Origin of the sequence: Nocardioides marinus (assembly GCF_013408145.1) — a bacterium.
GTDB classification, from domain to species: Bacteria; Actinomycetota; Actinomycetes; order Propionibacteriales; family Nocardioidaceae; genus Nocardioides; species Nocardioides marinus.
Map to the genome: position 1 here is coordinate 593667 of NZ_JACBZI010000001.1, position 16039 is coordinate 609705.

Consider the following 16039-nt stretch of genomic DNA (forward strand, 5'->3'; position numbering starts at 1 on the left):
CCTCAGCCCGCCACCGGCCCCGACCCGTCGGCCGGCTCGAGGGTCAGGCTGACGGAGTTGATGCAGTAGCGGTCGCCGGTGGGGGTGCCGTAGCCGTCGGGGAAGACGTGTCCGAGGTGGGAGCCGCACGCCCGGCACAGCACCTCGACGCGGCGCATGCCGTGCGAGGTGTCCTCGCGCTCCTCCACCGTGTCGGGGACGGCCTGGTAGAACGACGGCCAGCCGCAGCCGGAGTGGAACTTGGTCTCGGACTCGAAGAGCTTCGCGTCGCACGCCTTGCACCGGTAAACCCCGACGGTCTCGGTGTCGGTCAGTCGGCCCACGAAGGCCCGCTCGGTGCCGGCCTCGCGCAGCACGGCGTACTCGGTCGGCGAGAGCTCGGCCCGCCACTGCTCGTCGGTCTTCTCCACGTCGTACCCCATGGCCACCACGGTAGTCCGCCGCCCCAGCCCGCCCCCGCGCCCGAGGTGACGAACCCGTGACGGCTCCCCCCTTGGGGCCCTCGACGCCGCCTCGGCGCTCCTCACCCGGATGGGGGCGTTGACCAAGTAAAGAGAACAGTTGTTCACTGGGTCGGGTCACGGGCGGGTCCACGGCGAGACGACGGAGGTCAGATGACGAGCACGATCCCCTGGGAGCGGGTGCGGCAGGCCGGCTCGAAGCTGACCACGCCGCTGCACCCCGACGACTACCTGAGGTTCATCAACCCGCTGTGGAGCCAGCGCGAGCTGCGCGGGCGCATCGAGAAGGTGGTCGAGGAGACCGAGGACGCCGCCACGCTCGTGATCCGTCCCGGCTGGGGCTGGCGCTTCGACCACCGCCCCGGCCAGTACGTCGGGATCGGCGTCCAGGTCGACGGCCGGTTCCAGTGGCGCTCCTACTCCATCTCCTCGGCGCCCCGGCGCTCCGGGCGCCACATCGCGATCACGATCCGCGCCATGCCCGAGGGCAAGCTGTCGGGCCACCTGGTGAGCCTGACGCCGGGCACCATCGTCCGGCTGGCGGCCCCCGAGGGCGACTTCGTCCTGCCGGACCCGCCTCCGGCGCGGATGCTGTTCCTGGTGGGGGGCAGCGGGGTCACCCCGGTGATGGCGATGCTGCGCACCATGGACCGCCGCGGCCACCTCGGACCTGAGGGGACCGAGGTGGTCATGCACTACTCCAGCCCCACCGAGGAGCGGATGATCTTCCGCGACGAGCTGCTGGCGCTGGAGGAGAAGCACGACTCCTTCCACCTGCACCGCCTGCACACCGACACCGAGGGGATGCTCGAGCTCGCCCACGCCGAGCGTGGTCTCGACGCCTTCTGCCCCGACTGGCGCGAGCGCGAGACCTACGCCTGCGGGCCGGCGCCGATGCTCGACGCGATCACCGAGCACTTCGAGCGAGAGGGGCTCGAGGAGCAGCTGCACCTCGAGCGCTTCACCCTGCAGCTCGGCGGCGAGGGCGGGGAGGGCGGCACGCTGACCTTCCGCAACAGCAACAAGACGATCGAGGCCGACGGCGCCACCACCGTCCTCGAGGCGGGCGAGCAGGCCGGCGTCGGCATGCCCTACGGCTGCCGGATGGGCATCTGCCACACCTGCACCCTCACCCTCGTCTCGGGCCGGGTCCGCGACCTGCGCAACGGCGATGAGTTCGACCAGACCAACGAGCAGGTGCAGACCTGCGTGACCGCCGCCGTCGGCGACTGCACCTTCGACATCTGACCGGAAGGACCACCATGGCCATCAGTGACGTCACCGAGTACATGCACCTCACCGACGAGCAGGTCGAGGAGCTCGGCCGTGAGCTCGACAGGATCCGCGAGGAGGTGGAGGCCTCCCGGGGCGCCGACGACGCGGCGTACATCCACCGGATGATCAAGGTGCAGCGCGGGCTGGCCGCCGCCGGGCGGCTCACGCTCATGCTCACCCCGCACTCCAGGAAGACCCGCGTCCCCGGTGCGGTCGCCGGGGCCGCGCTGCTCGGCCTGGCCAAGATCCTCGAGAACATGGAGATCGGCCACAACGTCATGCACGGGCAGTGGGACTGGATGAACGACCCGGAGATCCACTCCTCCAACTGGGAGTGGGACACCGCTCAGCCGGCCGAGCAGTGGAAGCACTCCCACAACTACGTGCACCACCAGTTCACCAACGTGCTCGGCTACGACAACGACATCGGCTACGGCATCCTGCGGATGGCCCGCGAGCAGCGCTGGAACCCCGCCAACCTGGGGCAGCCGGTCTACAACGCGGCGCTGGCCACGCTGTTCCAGTGGGGCGTCGCCCTGCACGACCTCGACATCGAGCGCATCCGCAAGGGCGAGAAGGACCCCGCGGAGATGAAGCGGCAGCTGGGCCAGATCCTGCGCAAGGGACGCAACCAGATCCTCAAGGACTACGTCGTCTACCCGGCGCTGTCCGGGCCGCGGTGGCGCACCACGCTCACCGCCAACGCGACCGCCAACCTCACCCGCAACCTGTGGTCCTACGTCATCATCTTCTGCGGTCACTTCCCCGACGGGGCGATGCACTTCACCGAGGAGGAGATCGAGGACGAGACCCGCGCCGAGTGGTACCTCCGGCAGATCCTCGGCGCCGCCAACTTCGAGGGCGGTCCGCTGCTGCACATCCTCTCGGGCAACCTCGGCTTCCAGATCGAGCACCACCTCTTCCCCGACCTGCCGAGCAACCGGTACGCCGAGATCGCCGAGCGCGTGAAGGAGCTCTGCGCCCAGTACGACATCCCCTACACCATCGGACCGCTGCACAAGCAGTACGGCCAGGCGCTGCGCACGATCATGAAGCTCTCGTTGCCCAACCGGTTCACCAGCTCCGACAAGCCGCCGCAGCCGCCGACCCGACCCGACTCGGTGGAGGCGCCGCCGGTCGACAAGGGCCGCAAGTCCGACGCCGAGCGGCCGCCGCGGCGCAGCGAGCTCGGCGGGTGGTCCCGCCAGCAGCGGGCGTCGTAGATGCTGCGCGGTCTCAGTCGTGCCGTCGACCCGGTCTCCGCGCCGTTCGCGTGGGAGGCCGGGGCCGACGGCCGTCGCGAGCTGGTCGGCGTCCGCGTGACCCAGTGCGCTCTCTCCCGCATCTGCGGGGCGTGCGCGGAGTCGCTCGGGCGGCCGATCGCCTTCGTCGGGGACGACCTCGAGGTGGCCCGCAACGCCTTCCACGCCCCGCCGCTGCACGAGGCGTGCGCGGAGGGCCTGGCCGCGGCCGAGCCGTCGTGGCGGGTGGTCCGCACGGCCGCCTTCGAGTTCGTCCGCCCCACCAAGGACGACCTGGACCGGCGACCCACCTTCCAGCCCAGCGCGCTCCTCGCTGACTGACTCCGATCATCGACCGGGTCTCGACAGGCTGGCGCCGGAGCGATCAGAACCCCGTGCGGCAGTACGGCGCGGGGCCGGCGTGGTCGGCCATCGCGGCGAACGTCTCCACGTCCGGCCCGGTGACCCGGCCGGCGGCCGCCATGGTCGGCACCAGCCGGTCGCCGAGGTAGAGCGTGGCCAGGGTCTCGGCGGACAGCGCGACGCCGGGGGAGTCCTCGGTGCGCTCGACCCGGGCGCGCCCCTTGTCGGTGCTGATCCGCCAGCGCCCGGCGATGTGTCCCAGGTCGTCGGCGACCTCCAGCACCACCGAGGCGTCCTCGCGCCACGGCCGGGCCTCGAGCGCGGTCGGGAGGTCCAGGATGCGCAGCCAGAGCATGTCGCGCTGCTCCTTGGTCTCGACCGTGCGCGGGTCGACCACCGCGTGGTCGAGCGGGTCGTCGAGGAGCACCCGGGCCCGGACGTGGGAGATCAGGTCCACGTCGGCGAGGAACTGCCACAGCCGCAGGTGCGCAGCAGGTGTCAGCGCGACCATGTCGGCGACGCGGATGTGGTGCTGGTCGTGGGTCTCGCCCTCCTTGACCCGGTAGGTGCAGTAGCCGTCCGCACGTCCGTCGGCGTCGAGGTGCAGCACCGTGGACAGCACCCGGTCCGGCCCGCCGGTCTCCCAGTTGAAGTCGCCGCTGAAGACCTGCTCGTAGAACGCGGGCCGCGCGACCTCGCCGCGGGTGCGGGCCAGGTGCTCGGCGTACACCTCGCGCGTGAGCGGGTAGGCGTCCTTGGGCTCGACCAGCTGCAGCGAGCCCGGCTCGTCGGTGGCGTCGTGGCGCAGCCGGAACCGACCGGGCCGCACGTCCACCTCGACCGAGCGCAGCCGGGTGGCCGGGCCGAACCCGAACCGTCCGTAGATCGACCCCTCCGAGACGGTGAGCGCGGCCAGCGGGACGCCCTTCGCGGCGGCGTCGGCGAGGTCCTCGCTCATCAACCTCCTGAGCAGTCCACGACGGCGGTGCGTCGGTGCGACCGTCACGTCGGTGATCATCCGCAGCGGCAGCAGCTCGGGGCCGCCGACGTTCATCTCCTGGTCCCAGGAGGAGAAGGTCGCCACCGGCCGCGACGGGCCGGCCACGGTCGAGCGCGGCCGCGCGAAGCGGAACGTGACGTCGTCGGCGCGGCTGTGGGTCAGCCACCGCTTGCGCTTCTCCTCGTCGAGACGACCCTCGAGAAACGCGGTGCTCCACGCGTCGCCGTAGGCGTGCAGCGCGGCGAGGGTCTCCTCGTCGGTGGCGTGCACGTCGAGGGTGCCGAGGATCAGGTCCGGATGGGCGTCGTTGCTCACGGGCCCCACCGTAGGAGCGCCGCGGCTGCCGGTGCCAGGCAATTGCCGCCGGATGGTGCCCCGGCGTCGGCGTCAGCGCCTAGGGTCGCGCCATGGCGGCGAAGGCGGCAGAGGTCGAGGCGGGCGGTCGTGCGGTGCGGGTCAGCAGCCCCGACCGGGTGATCTACGAGGCGACCGACCGGACGCCCGAGGTCACCAAGCTGATGGTCGCCGAGTACGTCGCGTCGGTCGGGGACGGCCTGATGCGCGCGCTGCGCGACCGGCCGACGGCCCTGGAGCGCTGGCCCTCCGGCGTACGCGAGGGGATGCGGCTGGCGACCGGTCCGCAGGACTCCAAGGCCGACGCGTTCTACCAGAAGCGGGTCCCCAAGGGCGCTCCTGACTACCTCGAGACCGCCACCGTCACGTTCCCCTCGGGGCGGACCGCCGACGAGATCTGCCCGACCGAGATCGCGGTGCCGGTGTGGTGCGCCCACATGGGCACGATCACCTTCCACCCCTGGCCGGTACGCCGCACCGAGGACCCCGCCAGCCTCGACCGCCCCGACGAGCTGCGCATCGACCTCGACCCGCAGCCGGGCACCACCTTCTCCGACGCGGTGCGCGTCGCCGACGTGGCCCGCGAGCTGCTCGAGGAGCTCGGGCTGCGCGGCTACCCGAAGACCTCGGGCAACCGGGGTGTGCACGTCTACGTCCGCATCGAGCCGCGGTGGGAGTTCACCGACCTGCGGCACGCCGCCATCGGCTTCGGCCGGGCGCTCGAGCAGCGCGACGACCAGGTGACCACCGCGTGGTGGAAGGAGGAGCGGGGGGAGCGGATCTTCGTCGACTACAACCAGAACAACCGCGACCGCACCATCGCCTCGGCCTACTCCCTGCGGCCCAAGCCCGGTGCCCCCGTCAGCACCCCGCTCACCTGGGCGGAGCTGGCCGAGGTGAGGGACCCGCGCGACCTCAACCTGGTGACCGTGCCGGAGCGGCTGGCCTCCGAGGGCGACGCCTGGGCCACCATCGACGACGAGGCCTTCTCCCTCGAGCCGCTCCTGGAGCTGTGGGAGACGCTGCCCGGCGGGGAGCTGAACTTCCCCCCGGACTACCCCAAGATGCCCGGAGAGCCGCCCCGCGTTCAGCCCAGCAAGAAGGTCGCCGAGCACTGGGACGACGACGGCAACCGCATCGGCTGAGCCCGAGGCCAGGGCTGCGGCCGGAGCGGCCGAGAACTGCCGGAGAAGGCGGCGGCCCGCCCGAGCTGAGCTCGGGCGGGCCGTCTGCGTGTATCTCGGCTCCCCCCGGAGCCACCCTGGTCCCACCGACGCGATCCGCGTGCCCCCCAGCCTCGCGGGGCGTCGATCCTGGTCCAGGTCCGAGGCCGCCCCCCGGCGGACCTCGTGAGAAATACGGTAGGGAGGTCGAGGTAGCGCCCGGCCCTCACCAGATCCACAAATGGGTAACAAAAACCCGGGTGGGGGTCGGCCGTCGAGGCGAGGGTGAGTCGGACGCGGACCGGGCCGGGTCAGGGGCGGGGAGGAGCGTGGGCTCGCACCGGGCCACCGGTAGTGTGCGCCGCATGATGGTGTCCCACGAGCGACGCGTGCTCTTCGTGCACGTGCAGAAGACCGGTGGGTCGACCATCGACCGGATGCTCGAGGAGGCGATCCCCGACGTCACCTACCTGCAGGGCCTGCGCGGCGGGCGGCACGCCCGGCTGGCGCCGGCGCTGAAGGCGCACCCGGAGCTGAAGGAGTACTTCATCTTCGGTTTCGTCCGGAACCCCTGGGCGCGGATGTACTCCTGGTACGCCATGATGCGCCGCGCCGAGACGCAGGCCGCCGAGGGCAACGCCAAGGCCGCCAAGCAGCTGGCCAAGAACCGGCTGTGGAAGCGGGTGCTGCCCAACTACCCCGACTTCGAGAGCTTCGTGCTGCGCGGCCCCGACGAGCAGCGCGAGCTGCGCCGGGCCCAGATCACCTACCTGCGCGGCCAGGGCCGGCGCGCCGACTTCATCGGTCGCCAGGAGAACTTCGACGCCGACCTGCAGAAGGTCTGGGACCGCATCGGCCTCGAGTGGCCGGGTGAGTCGCTGAAGGTCAACACCGGCCCCAGTGCGGACTACCGTCAGCACTACACCGACGAGATGCGCGACAAGGTCGCCGAGGTCTTCGCCAAGGACCTCAAGAGGTTCAAGTACGAGTTCTGAGGTCTCGACGCCGGCTCGACCACCGAGTCCGGCTCAGAAGCCGGTCGCGCCCTCGCCGCCGCCGGCGGACTGCTCCTCGATCGACTCGTGCTCGAGCAGGTGCAGCACGGGCACGCCCAGCTTGCGTCGGGCCTGCGAGGTCCAGTCGAGGTGGAAGAACTCCGCCACGACGTGCGGCCTGGTCAAGATGATCGCCTCACGGCCGTCGATGGAGGCGACCTCGGCGATCAGCGCGTCGATCGGCGGCTCGGTGATGACCCGGCCGGTGGCGACGGCCCCGACCTCGGCCAGGTGGGACAGCGTGCGCTGCAGCTCCTCCTCCGAGGCGTGGCGGCACTCCTCGCGCACGGAGTCCAGGTCGACCTCCGACATGGTCACGGCCGGGCTGGTGAGCAGCTCGCCACCGGCCAGCGAGCCCATGGCGGCCTCGATCCGGGCGGCGGCGTCGTGGATCGGCACCAGCACGTGGTAGCTGACCTGCTGACCCTCCTCGACCAGCTCCTCGTGCAGGGAGCGGACCTGCGCCGCGTCGGCGGCCGAGAGGGCCTGCTCGACGAGGAGGACGACGGGATAGGTCTCCATGCTCTCGACGATAGCCCGCTCGGGCGCCCCGGTCAGCCGTCCGCGAGGATGTCGGCCAGGTCGTAGCGGGCGACCTCGTCGAGCTGCTCGTAGCCGCACGAGCGCGGATCGCGGTCGGGACGCCACCGCTTGAAGTGCGCGGTGTGCCTGAACCGCCGGCCCTCCATGTTGTCGTACTTCACCTCCAGGACCCGCTCGGGTCGCAGCGGGGTGAAGGAGAGGTCCTTGCCCTGGCTCCACCGGCTCTGCGTCCCGGGCGCCCGGTCGGGGTTCGCGATCGCCCAGTCGCTGCCGGAGCCACCCGCCCACGCCGACCAGGGGTGCTCCTCGATCGGGCAGACCAGCTCCTGCAGCTCGCCCCACAGCTCGGCGCGACGGGCCGCGGTGAAGCTGGCGCTGACCCCGACGTGCTGCAGGCGGTCGCCGTCGTAGAGGCCGAGCAGCATGCTCCCGAGCAGCGGCTGCTCGGGCGTGGAGGTCTTGTGCTCGCGGTAGCCGCACAGCACCACGTCGGCGGTGCGCTCGTGCTTGATCTTCAGCATCGTGCGGGCGTTCTCGGCGTACGGCGCGCCCAGCGGCTTGGCGATCACCCCGTCGAGCCCGGCGCCCTCGAACTGCTCGAACCACCGCTGGGCCTCCACCGGGTCGGTGGTGGTGCGGGTGAGGTGGCAGCGGCCGGACGGTACGCCGGTCCATGCCTGCTCCAGGGCCGTGCGCCGCTCGGCGAAGGGCCGGTCGACCCACGACTCGTCGCCGAGCGCGAGGAGGTCGAACGCGACGTACTCGGCGGGGGTCCGCTCGCTGAGCGTGGTGATCCGCGAGGCCGCGGGGTGGATGCGCTCCTGGAGCACCTCGAACTCCAGCTCCCGGCCGCCGCTCTCGCGGGGGAGTGCCACGAACACCTCCCCGTCGAGCACGCACCGCTCGGGCAGCTGGGCGCGCGCGGCCTCGACGAGCTCGGGGAAGTAGCGGGTCAGGGGCTTGGTGTTGCGGCTGGTCAGCTCGACCTCGTCGCCGTCCTTGAACAGCAGGCAGCGGAAGCCGTCCCACTTGGGCTCGAAGGAGAGCCCGCCGTGCTTGTCGGGGTCGGGCACCCCCTTGACGGACTTCGCGAGCATCGGTCGCACCGGCGGCATGACGGGCAGGTCCACGTCCGCGACACTAGTCGCGTGCGCCGACTGCTGACCCTCCTCGCCGTCCTCGGGCTCGCGGCCGCGGGGGTGGTCGTGGCGGTCGTGCTGACCACCGGCACCGAGGACGGCGCGCCCACGGGTGACCCGGGGGCCGGGGCGGTGCCGGTCGCGGTGCCCGAGGACGCCATCGAGGTCGTCGTGCTCGTCGACGAGTCCACCGACAGCGGCGACGCCGAGCGGGCGGTGGGGCTGGTGACCGAGGGGGCGCGGATGTGGCAGGGCGGCCTGGCCGGCCTGGTGGAGGACGACGCGGGCGAGGAGCCGAAGGAGCTCGTCGTGCGCACCGAGCGGGTCGCTCCCGACGGCCTGGTCGACGTGGCCGGGGCGGAGATCGTCGTGGTGGTCGCGACCGAGGCCGCGCAGTCCGGTGGTGCCCGTCTCGACACCGGCTGCGCGACGTACGACGACGTGTTCGCGTTCGGTGCGTGGCGCCAGCGCGAGGGGTTCGACAGCCACCACCGGTTGCCCGAGGGCACCTTCGACGCGGTCTGCGACGGCGAGCCGGTCTGCGTCGCCGTCAACGCGACCTTCACGGCCGGGGGAGTGACCCCGATGGAGGCCTTCGGCCTGGTCGGCGACGAGCTCGGGCACTGCCTGGGCCGCACCGGCGCCTGAGCCCCCGGGGGGTGACCCGGAGGGTGACCCGGGCCACATCGGCCCGTGTTCGTCCGATCCGTGGATAGCCTCTTGCGCGTTGGATCGTTGGCCGTGGCATGCCCAGCAGAAGTCTCAAGCGCTCGCTCGTCGTGCTCGCCGCCGGGGCCGTCGCGCTCATGGGCGTCGGCGCGCCGGCGTCCTCCAGCCCCTCCGACAGCTTCGTCCGGCCGGCCTTCGGCGACGGCACCCTGCCCGCGGGGTGCATCGTCGACCGGGACCCGATCAACCCGGACAACATCTGCTACCACATGAAGGTCGGGCTGAACGCGCTCGACAGCCCCAGGATCGACGTCGCCGTGCTCGTCCCGGTCTCCCCGGTGGCCGAGCGCGACATGCGCGTGGCCGAGCAGGCGGTGCAGATGTGGGGCGAGGGCGTGGACTACCTCGCCGACGAGATGGGCATGGAGTGGCTCTCCGAGGGCGTCGACATGAACGTCACGACCTATGAGCTGAAGGTCGACCCGACCGGCGTGCTGACCAAGCCGATCCAGCTGGTCGACCCCGAGATCGTCGTGATCATGAGCAACCCCGCCGGTGGCATCGGGATCGGCATCGACCCGGTCTCCTTCGCCGGTGAGCTCGGCATCGTCGACGGCGAGGGCACGCCCTGCGTCGTCGAGGACGACCCCTTCGACTTCGCCTCCTGGCAGGACAAGGACGGCTTCGACCAGCACGGCATGGAGAACGGCGGCACCTACGTCGAGGACTGCGGCGGTGTCGGCGGCAACGTCTGCTTCGCCGTCAACGGCGCGGTCGACCCGGTGCCGGGCGCCTCGGACTTCTTCCCGCTCTACGAGCTGGTGGCCCACGAGTTCGGCCACTGCCTGACCGTCGGTCACGTCGGCGACGGCGCCGACGGCCCCTGGGGCCCGACGGCCACCAACGACATCATGGCCTACAGCACCGACCCGCCGGGGCTCGCCAAGTGCGTCTCCACCCTCGACGTCGAGGGCTTCGCGCTGCGGATGAGCAAGTACCTCGACGTGAACGGCGACGGCAAGGTCACCGACAAGGACGTGCTGGTCCCCAACGACCTGTCCGGCGACGGCTTCAGCTCCTTCCAGGTCCAGCACCCCGCCGACCACGCGTACGCCTCCTCCACCGGCGCGGCCGCCGACTGCCCGCAGCCCGACCAGAGCGCGGTCCCGCTGGCCTACGGCGCCTTCACCCCGACCCCCGAGGCGACCACCCGCCCGGTGCTGCGCACCGGCAGGGTGTCGCTGTCCGGAGGGAAGCTCAAGGTCAAGGGCAAGGCCACCAACGTCGCCCTCGGCAAGGCGCCGACGAAGCGCTCGGCCTCGGCCGAGGACGCCACCGGCGACGGCGGCACGCCGATCACCGACCTGGAGTCGATGAGCGTGCGGACCGACAAGAAGTGGGTCCGCGCCACCATGACCGTCGGCCAGGTCTCCCCGGCTGCACTCCCGACCTCGGTGGCCGCCTACAGCCTGCTCATCGACGGGCGCCGGTTCGACTCCTTCATCGGCACCGGCGACACCTCCGGGACGCCGGTCGTGATGGACAACGGCACCGGCTACTACCTGCCGGAGGGCACCGCGGTCTGGAACGACGACAACACCGTCGACTTCAAGATCCGCCGCGACTACCTCGCCGATCAGCAGATCACCGCGCCGTACACCGTCAACGCCATCACCGGCTACCACCTGCGCAGCAACGACTGGGTCGCCACGGCCGACTCGGTGCCGGACGCGCTCGGCGTCCAGGTCGCCGCCCCGAAGATGCCCGCCCGTGACCTCCGGGACGCGCCGAGGGCGAAGAAGGTCACCCGCACGACCACCACCATCACCCCCGACGGGGGCGTCTCCAAGCTGCCTGCCGAGAGCACCTTCGGCCTCGGTGGCCTGGTCAGCGCCGTGGACACCTTCGAGTACTTCACCGTCCCGGTGAAGCAGCAGGCCACCGTCGAGGTCACCCTCGAGTGGACCGGGGCCAACTTCTTCAACATGTCGGTCGACGGCGGCTCCAGCCAGATCCGCAAGGAGGGCGACAACTCGCTCACCATCACCGTCCCCTGGGCACGGCGCGACCTGTCGGTCACCGTCGACCCGGAGCAGGTCCTGGAGCCGACCACCTTCACGGTGACGGCGAAGTCGACCACCGTCGTGAAGGACACCGACAAGGACGGCGTCCCGGACGTCGCCGACGCGTGCCGCACCGCCAAGGGCCCCAGCACCGGTGCCGGCTGCCCCGACTCCGACGGCGACGGCCTCTTCGACCGCGACGACCGGTGCCCGACCAAGGCGTCGGTCAGCGCGAACGGCTGCCCCACCAAGGCCGACGAGCGGGTCGAGCTGTACGTCGACGAGCGCTTGCTGGCCTCGCGCACGGTCGTGACCAAGCACGGCTCGGCCGCCTTCACGCTGGCCTCCGCGGTCGGCTCCCTGGGCCGCGGCCAGCACACCGTCGAGGTCCGCTGGATCCGTGACGGCAAGCTCGTCTCGCGCTCGAAGCGGACGCTCGGCTGAGCGCGGGGCGCACGTCACACCTGCAGGACGGGGCGAACCCCGGATGAGCGAGCACGGGACGCGACCGCATAGGTTGCGTCCCGTGCTCCGTCGTACCCGCCCCGCCCTCGCCCTCGTGGCGCTCCTCCTGCCCGCCCTCGTGGCGTGCGGCTCCTCCGACCCCGAGTCGGGGACCGACGAGGCCGCCTCGACGACCGCGGCCGGGCTGGAGGGCATCACCTTCACCGGCGAGGTGGGGGAGTCGCTGAGCCTGGAGTGGGACGAGGACGCCGAGCTCGAGAAGCCCGAGGAGTCCGAGGTCAGCACCCTGGTCGAGGGCGACGGCGAGGAGATCGAGGACGGCGACGTCGTCATGGCCTACCTCTACGTCGCCAACGGCACCACCGAGGCCGAGGTCTACAGCGACTACACCAACGGCGCCGCCCAGACGCTGCCCAACGACGAGCGCGTGGGCGAGCTGCTCCTCGAGGTCCTCGACGGGGCGACGTACGGCTCCCGCGTGGTGGCGCTGACCTCCGCCGACGGCCTCTTCGACGGCCAGACGGCCGACAACCCGCTCGGCCTGGGCGACGACGACCCGGTCGTGCTCGTGGCCGACCTCGTCGAGGAACAGCAGGTCTCCCCGACGCCCACCTCCGACGAGGCCGAGGACACCACCGCCGACTCCCAGCCCTCGCTCGTCGTCGAGGGCGGCGACCCGGTCGCCCTGGACTTCGACGGCATCGACGAGCCCGCGCTCGACACCCCCGTGCAGCGCCTGGTCATCGAGGAGGGCGACGGCCGCGAGGTCAAGACCTCCGACACCGTCACCGTCGACTACCTCGGCTCCACCTACGACGCCGACGCCCCCTTCGACGGCAGCTTCTCGCGCGGCGAGCCGCTGGTCTCCCCGCTCTCGGGCCTGATCCAGGGCTGGGCCATCGGCCTGGAGGGCGTGCCGGTCGGCAGCCGGGTGCTGCTGCAGATCCCGCCGGCCTTCGGGTACGGCTCGCAGGGCAGCGGCGAGTCGATCCCGCCGAACTCCACCCTGTGGTTCCTCATCGACGTCATCGACGCCGAGTAGCCGCCGGCCCCCGGGCGCTCCGTGGGACGTCATACGGAGGGGAGGTCCCCTCAGCCGGTTCGTATGACGTCCTGGGGTGGCTCTAGGGTTGGCGTCGTCCGCTGCCCGTCAGGGGACGTTCCCCGGTTGGTCTGCCGGCAGGGCCCGCCTGACTTTGAATCAGGACTAGCGACGTAGGTTCGACTCCTACCCGGGGAGCCATCGGTCCGTACGACGGTGACGGACCGGGCCACGGGGTGCAGGATCACCCCATGCCGGGTCGCCGTCCCTCGAGGTGCCGCGCCGTGCTGCCCGTGGCAGCCATGGGGCTGGCGCTCCTGCTCCCCGGCTGCGCCGGGCCGACCGTGGACCCGGTTGCGCCGACCGCGCCGTCGGCGACGGCCGCCCCGGCGGACCTGGTGGCCTCGATCGACCAGTCCCGCATCCACCGCGTGGGCCGTACCGTCGACGTCCACCTCGAGGCGGCCGCCACCGAGGGGGTGCGGGTGACCCGGGTGGAGATCGTGTCCTCCCGGGTCGAGGGCGCCGTGTGGACCGGCGAGGAGGACCTCGACCCGGTGGCGCAGCTGACGCTGGAGCTGCCACCCGGGGGCTGCGGCGGTGACCCGGGCTTCGAGCTCGCGCTGACCTACACCGTGGCGGGAGGGCCGGCGTGGGTCTCCACCGTCCCGGCCACCGACCTGTACGGCGCCGTCGGCCGTCTCCTGGACCGCGACTGTGCCGCGTCGGTGCTCGCCGAGGCCGCCACGCTCGTCACCGGCGAGCTGAGGGTCGTCGGAGGTGAGGGGCCGGACTCCGTGCTCGAGCTCCCCGTCACGCTCACCCCCACCGGCCGGCGCGACGACGTCGTCGTGAGGGGCTTCGAGGACACCGTGCTCCTCGCGCAGGCCGACGGGTCGGCGTCGGCCGCGGACGGTCGCACCCGGGTCCGGCTCGGCCGGGGCCGGGGACCGGTCACCCTGGTGCTGCGCGTGGTACCGGCCCGGTGCGACCCGCACGTGCTGGCCGAGGACAAGGTCGGCACGCTGTTCCCGATCGTGGTCGAGGCGCCCGGGATCGCCGCGGACGTGCGCCCGTACCTCCCGCTGTCCGATGCCGACCGGGCGGCACTGCGGCGGTTCGTCCCCCGCTACTGCGAGTGGTGAACCGCCGCCGCACCGATCCCGGTCGTCTGGTCAGCGGGCGTAGCGCGCGGTGTAGCCGCCGACCACGGCAGCCTCGAGCGTGGAGAACCGCAGCGCGGCCAAGCCGACGTCGGGGCTCATCAGGCTCAGCACGTTGGGACGACTCGCCAGCAGGCCCTCGGGGCTCGCGTACTGGTGGTGCGCCCCCAGCAGGTGGCCGATCTCGTGCCCCATCGTCGAGCCGGTGATCTCGTTGGCCTCGTCGTCGGAGACCTCACCGACCGCGAACGCCCGGTCGTCGTACCGCACGCCGCCGATGCAGTCGGCCAGCCCGGCCAGGGCGCTGCTGTAGGCGCCTCCGGTGACGTCCTCGGAGGTGAGGACGTAGACGACCTCGATGCCGTCGGGCCGGACGCCGCCGTAGTGCGCCTTGGCCTGCTCGATGAGGCTCTCGGCCTGGCTCCCGGTGAACGACACCGTCTCGTAGGAGGGTCGCACGGTGATCCCGATCGGCTCGTAGGCCTTGCGCATGGAGGTCACGGCGGCCGCCGCGGTCTCCTGGGTCGCCCCGTCGAGCAGGATCCGCACGTCGAGGTCGACGGGGTCGTTGGTCAGCTGCAGGTGCCCGGGCACGAGGGCCAGGCAGCTGCCGAGCGAGTCGTCCAGCAGGGTCGCCCCCGGGACGTCGATCGGCTCAGCGGTGGCGGTGGGGGCGGCGGCGGTGGCGAGGCCGGCGGTGACGAGCACGGCGGCGCAGGCAGCGAGACGAGTCCTCATGCCGCGACAACGACGACGTGCCCCCGGGGGTACGCCCGGTTTCCGGGCGTCTCGCACCCTGGGATCAGCGGCGCTTCTTGGCCGCCTTGGCCTCGGCGCGCAGCCGCCGCTCCTCCTTGTACGCCGCCGCGGCCTCCTCGATCGTGGGGGCCGACCCGCCGTACTGCTGGGGGAGCCACCAGGCGCCGGCGGGGCGCTCGGACTCGGGCGCGGCGAGGATGCAGCGCTCGAGCATCTGCTCCATCCGGGTCTTCAGCTCGGCCGTCTCCGCGGCCGGGTCCTCCCCGGTCGGGCGCATGGGCTCGCCCACCTCGATGTCGATGCGGTGATGGCGGGACAGGTCGATCTTGCGGCCCTTGGCGAGGATCCGCTGGGTGCCCCAGACGACGATCGGGATCAGCGGCACGTCGGCCTCGGCGGCGATGCGCACCGCGCCGGACTTCAGCTCCTTGATGAGGAAGCTCTGGGAGATGGTGGCCTCGGGGAAGATCCCGACGATCTCACCCCCGCGCAGCGCGTCCACCGCGGTGCGCATCGAGGCGGCGCCGGCCTCGCGGTCGACCTCGAGGTGCCCGAAGGAGCGCATGAAGGGGCCGCCGACGGGGACGTCGAAGATCTCCTTCTTCGCCATGAAGCGCGTGTAGCGACCCCGCTGCGCCGCGGGGTAACCGCCCATCAGGTAGTCGACGTACGACACGTGGTTGACCGCGACCAGGGCCCCGCCCGAGGTCGGGATGTGCTCGGTCCCGCTCATGTGGATGTCCATGGCAGAGAGGCGGAACCAGGTCTTGGCAGCCGCGACGATGACGGGGTAGGTGAGATCCACCGGCTCACCTCACCACCTCGGGGGCGCGCGGTCCAGCGGACGGGCCGGTCAGCCGCCGAGGATCACGGCGTGCGTGCCGGTGGCACGGGCGATGACCCGGCCGCCCTGGGTGATCTCGCCCTGCGTGGTGCAGATGCGCCGCCCGAGGCTGGTGCAGGTGGCGGTGGCCTGCAGGGGTTCGCCGGCCGTGCCGGCGCGGAGGAACTGCGTGGTCAAGGTGACGTGGGGTGCCACCATGCCCTCGGGTCCGGCGCCGTGGACGGCCCAGCCCGTCGCGCTGTCCAGCAGGGCGCTGAGGTAGCCCCCGTGCAGGATGCCGCCGCCGTTGAGGTGCTCGGGCTGCGGGTCCGCCTCGACGACCGCCCCCTCGGCGTCGGCGCGCAGCACCCGGAAGCCGAGGTGCGCCGAGAACGGTCCGGGGTCTCCGACTGGGGTCATGGCGCCACCGTAGGGCCTGGCGCTCCGGCCCACGGCGGCCG

At 72.1% G+C, this 16039-nt stretch carries 16 protein-coding genes and 1 tRNA gene; 10 read left to right on the forward strand and 7 right to left on the reverse strand.

Going from position 1 to position 16039, the window contains the following annotated elements:
• Positions 1-2 precede the first annotated feature (2 nt).
• A complete protein-coding gene (msrB, locus tag BKA05_RS02920) occupies positions 3-422 on the reverse strand; it encodes a peptide-methionine (R)-S-oxide reductase MsrB (RefSeq protein ID WP_179530084.1) in 420 nt (139 codons plus the stop codon).
• Positions 423-614: 192 nt separating this feature from the next.
• Between msrB and BKA05_RS02925 the strand changes: the two genes are divergently transcribed.
• Genes BKA05_RS02925 through BKA05_RS02935 form a run of 3 tightly spaced genes read left to right on the forward strand, consistent with a single transcriptional unit; the run spans position 615 to position 3319 of the window.
• Positions 615-1709: a ferredoxin reductase gene (locus BKA05_RS02925; RefSeq protein ID WP_179530085.1), complete on the forward strand. Its 1095-nt coding sequence runs from the start codon at positions 615-617 to the stop codon at positions 1707-1709.
• 14 nt (positions 1710-1723) lie between these two features.
• Positions 1724-2959 (forward strand): fatty acid desaturase family protein, encoded by a 1236-nt coding sequence (locus BKA05_RS02930; RefSeq protein ID WP_179530086.1) that lies wholly within the window; start codon positions 1724-1726, stop codon positions 2957-2959.
• The gene (locus BKA05_RS02935; protein ID WP_179530087.1) at positions 2960-3319 is read left to right on the forward strand and encodes a hypothetical protein; all 360 of its coding nucleotides are present in this window, start codon (positions 2960-2962) and stop codon (positions 3317-3319) included.
• Positions 3320-3362: 43 nt separating this feature from the next.
• Here BKA05_RS02935 and BKA05_RS02940 read toward each other — a convergent pair whose 3' ends face one another.
• Positions 3363-4655 carry a GNAT family N-acetyltransferase gene (locus tag BKA05_RS02940; protein WP_179530088.1) on the reverse strand — a complete coding sequence of 431 codons (1293 nt, stop codon included), beginning with the start codon at positions 4653-4655 and terminating at the stop codon, positions 3363-3365.
• A gap of 92 nt (positions 4656-4747) precedes the next feature.
• On the opposite strand from BKA05_RS02940, the gene BKA05_RS02945 reads away from it, so the two are divergent.
• Positions 4748-5839, forward strand: a complete 1092-nt coding sequence (locus tag BKA05_RS02945; RefSeq protein WP_179530089.1) for a DNA polymerase domain-containing protein — start codon at positions 4748-4750, stop codon at positions 5837-5839.
• Between the two features lie 383 nt (positions 5840-6222).
• Positions 6223-6852, forward strand: coding sequence for a sulfotransferase family 2 domain-containing protein (locus BKA05_RS02950; RefSeq protein ID WP_179530090.1), 630 nt, complete (start codon positions 6223-6225; stop codon positions 6850-6852).
• A gap of 33 nt (positions 6853-6885) precedes the next feature.
• On the opposite strand, the gene BKA05_RS02955 is transcribed toward BKA05_RS02950, so the two are convergent.
• Both BKA05_RS02955 and BKA05_RS02960 read right to left on the reverse strand, forming a co-directional pair.
• Positions 6886-7434, reverse strand: coding sequence for a hypothetical protein (locus tag BKA05_RS02955; RefSeq protein WP_179530091.1), 549 nt, complete (start codon positions 7432-7434; stop codon positions 6886-6888).
• A gap of 32 nt (positions 7435-7466) precedes the next feature.
• A complete protein-coding gene (locus BKA05_RS02960; protein ID WP_179530092.1) occupies positions 7467-8585 on the reverse strand; it encodes an ATP-dependent DNA ligase in 1119 nt (372 codons plus the stop codon).
• Between the two features lie 18 nt (positions 8586-8603).
• Between BKA05_RS02960 and BKA05_RS02965 the strand changes: the two genes are divergently transcribed.
• The 5 genes from BKA05_RS02965 (at position 8604) to BKA05_RS02985 (ending at position 13978) form a co-directional block, all read left to right on the forward strand.
• Positions 8604-9242 (forward strand): hypothetical protein, encoded by a 639-nt coding sequence (locus tag BKA05_RS02965; RefSeq protein ID WP_179530093.1) that lies wholly within the window; start codon positions 8604-8606, stop codon positions 9240-9242.
• Positions 9243-9340: 98 nt separating this feature from the next.
• Positions 9341-11770 (forward strand): hypothetical protein, encoded by a 2430-nt coding sequence (locus tag BKA05_RS02970; RefSeq protein ID WP_179530094.1) that lies wholly within the window; start codon positions 9341-9343, stop codon positions 11768-11770.
• A gap of 82 nt (positions 11771-11852) precedes the next feature.
• Positions 11853-12833, forward strand: a complete 981-nt coding sequence (locus BKA05_RS02975; RefSeq protein WP_179530095.1) for an FKBP-type peptidyl-prolyl cis-trans isomerase — start codon at positions 11853-11855, stop codon at positions 12831-12833.
• 119 nt (positions 12834-12952) lie between these two features.
• Positions 12953-13034: transfer RNA gene (locus BKA05_RS02980), tRNA-Gln, on the forward strand.
• A gap of 50 nt (positions 13035-13084) precedes the next feature.
• The gene (locus tag BKA05_RS02985) at positions 13085-13978 is read left to right on the forward strand and encodes a hypothetical protein (protein ID WP_179530096.1); all 894 of its coding nucleotides are present in this window, start codon (positions 13085-13087) and stop codon (positions 13976-13978) included.
• Positions 13979-14008: 30 nt separating this feature from the next.
• Here BKA05_RS02985 and BKA05_RS02990 read toward each other — a convergent pair whose 3' ends face one another.
• The 3 genes from BKA05_RS02990 to BKA05_RS03000 form a co-directional block, all read right to left on the reverse strand.
• Positions 14009-14734, reverse strand: a complete 726-nt coding sequence (locus BKA05_RS02990) for a zinc-dependent metalloprotease family protein (protein WP_179530097.1) — start codon at positions 14732-14734, stop codon at positions 14009-14011.
• 64 nt (positions 14735-14798) lie between these two features.
• A complete protein-coding gene (locus tag BKA05_RS02995) occupies positions 14799-15560 on the reverse strand; it encodes a lysophospholipid acyltransferase family protein (protein ID WP_343045496.1) in 762 nt (253 codons plus the stop codon).
• Positions 15561-15608: 48 nt separating this feature from the next.
• On the reverse strand, positions 15609-15998 hold the full coding sequence (locus BKA05_RS03000) for a PaaI family thioesterase (protein WP_179530098.1): 390 nt from the start codon (positions 15996-15998) through the stop codon (positions 15609-15611).
• Positions 15999-16039: the final 41 nt, after the last annotated feature.

Excerpts from the sequence above, each read along its gene's own strand:
- msrB (WP_179530084.1), bottom strand. The coding sequence starts at position 422 with ATGGGGTACGACGTGGAGAAGACCGACGAGCAGTGGCGGGCCGAGCTC.
- BKA05_RS02925 (WP_179530085.1), top strand. The coding sequence starts at position 615 with ATGACGAGCACGATCCCCTGGGAGCGGGTGCGGCAGGCCGGCTCGAAG.
- BKA05_RS02930 (WP_179530086.1), top strand. The coding sequence starts at position 1,724 with ATGGCCATCAGTGACGTCACCGAGTACATGCACCTCACCGACGAGCAG.
- BKA05_RS02935 (WP_179530087.1), top strand. The coding sequence starts at position 2,960 with ATGCTGCGCGGTCTCAGTCGTGCCGTCGACCCGGTCTCCGCGCCGTTC.
- BKA05_RS02945 (WP_179530089.1), top strand. The coding sequence starts at position 4,748 with ATGGCGGCGAAGGCGGCAGAGGTCGAGGCGGGCGGTCGTGCGGTGCGG.
- BKA05_RS02950 (WP_179530090.1), top strand. The coding sequence starts at position 6,223 with ATGATGGTGTCCCACGAGCGACGCGTGCTCTTCGTGCACGTGCAGAAG.
- BKA05_RS02955 (WP_179530091.1), bottom strand. The coding sequence starts at position 7,434 with ATGGAGACCTATCCCGTCGTCCTCCTCGTCGAGCAGGCCCTCTCGGCC.
- BKA05_RS02970 (WP_179530094.1), top strand. The coding sequence starts at position 9,341 with ATGCCCAGCAGAAGTCTCAAGCGCTCGCTCGTCGTGCTCGCCGCCGGG.
- BKA05_RS02985 (WP_179530096.1), top strand. The coding sequence starts at position 13,085 with ATGCCGGGTCGCCGTCCCTCGAGGTGCCGCGCCGTGCTGCCCGTGGCA.
- BKA05_RS02990 (WP_179530097.1), bottom strand. The coding sequence starts at position 14,734 with ATGAGGACTCGTCTCGCTGCCTGCGCCGCCGTGCTCGTCACCGCCGGC.
- BKA05_RS03000 (WP_179530098.1), bottom strand. The coding sequence starts at position 15,998 with ATGACCCCAGTCGGAGACCCCGGACCGTTCTCGGCGCACCTCGGCTTC.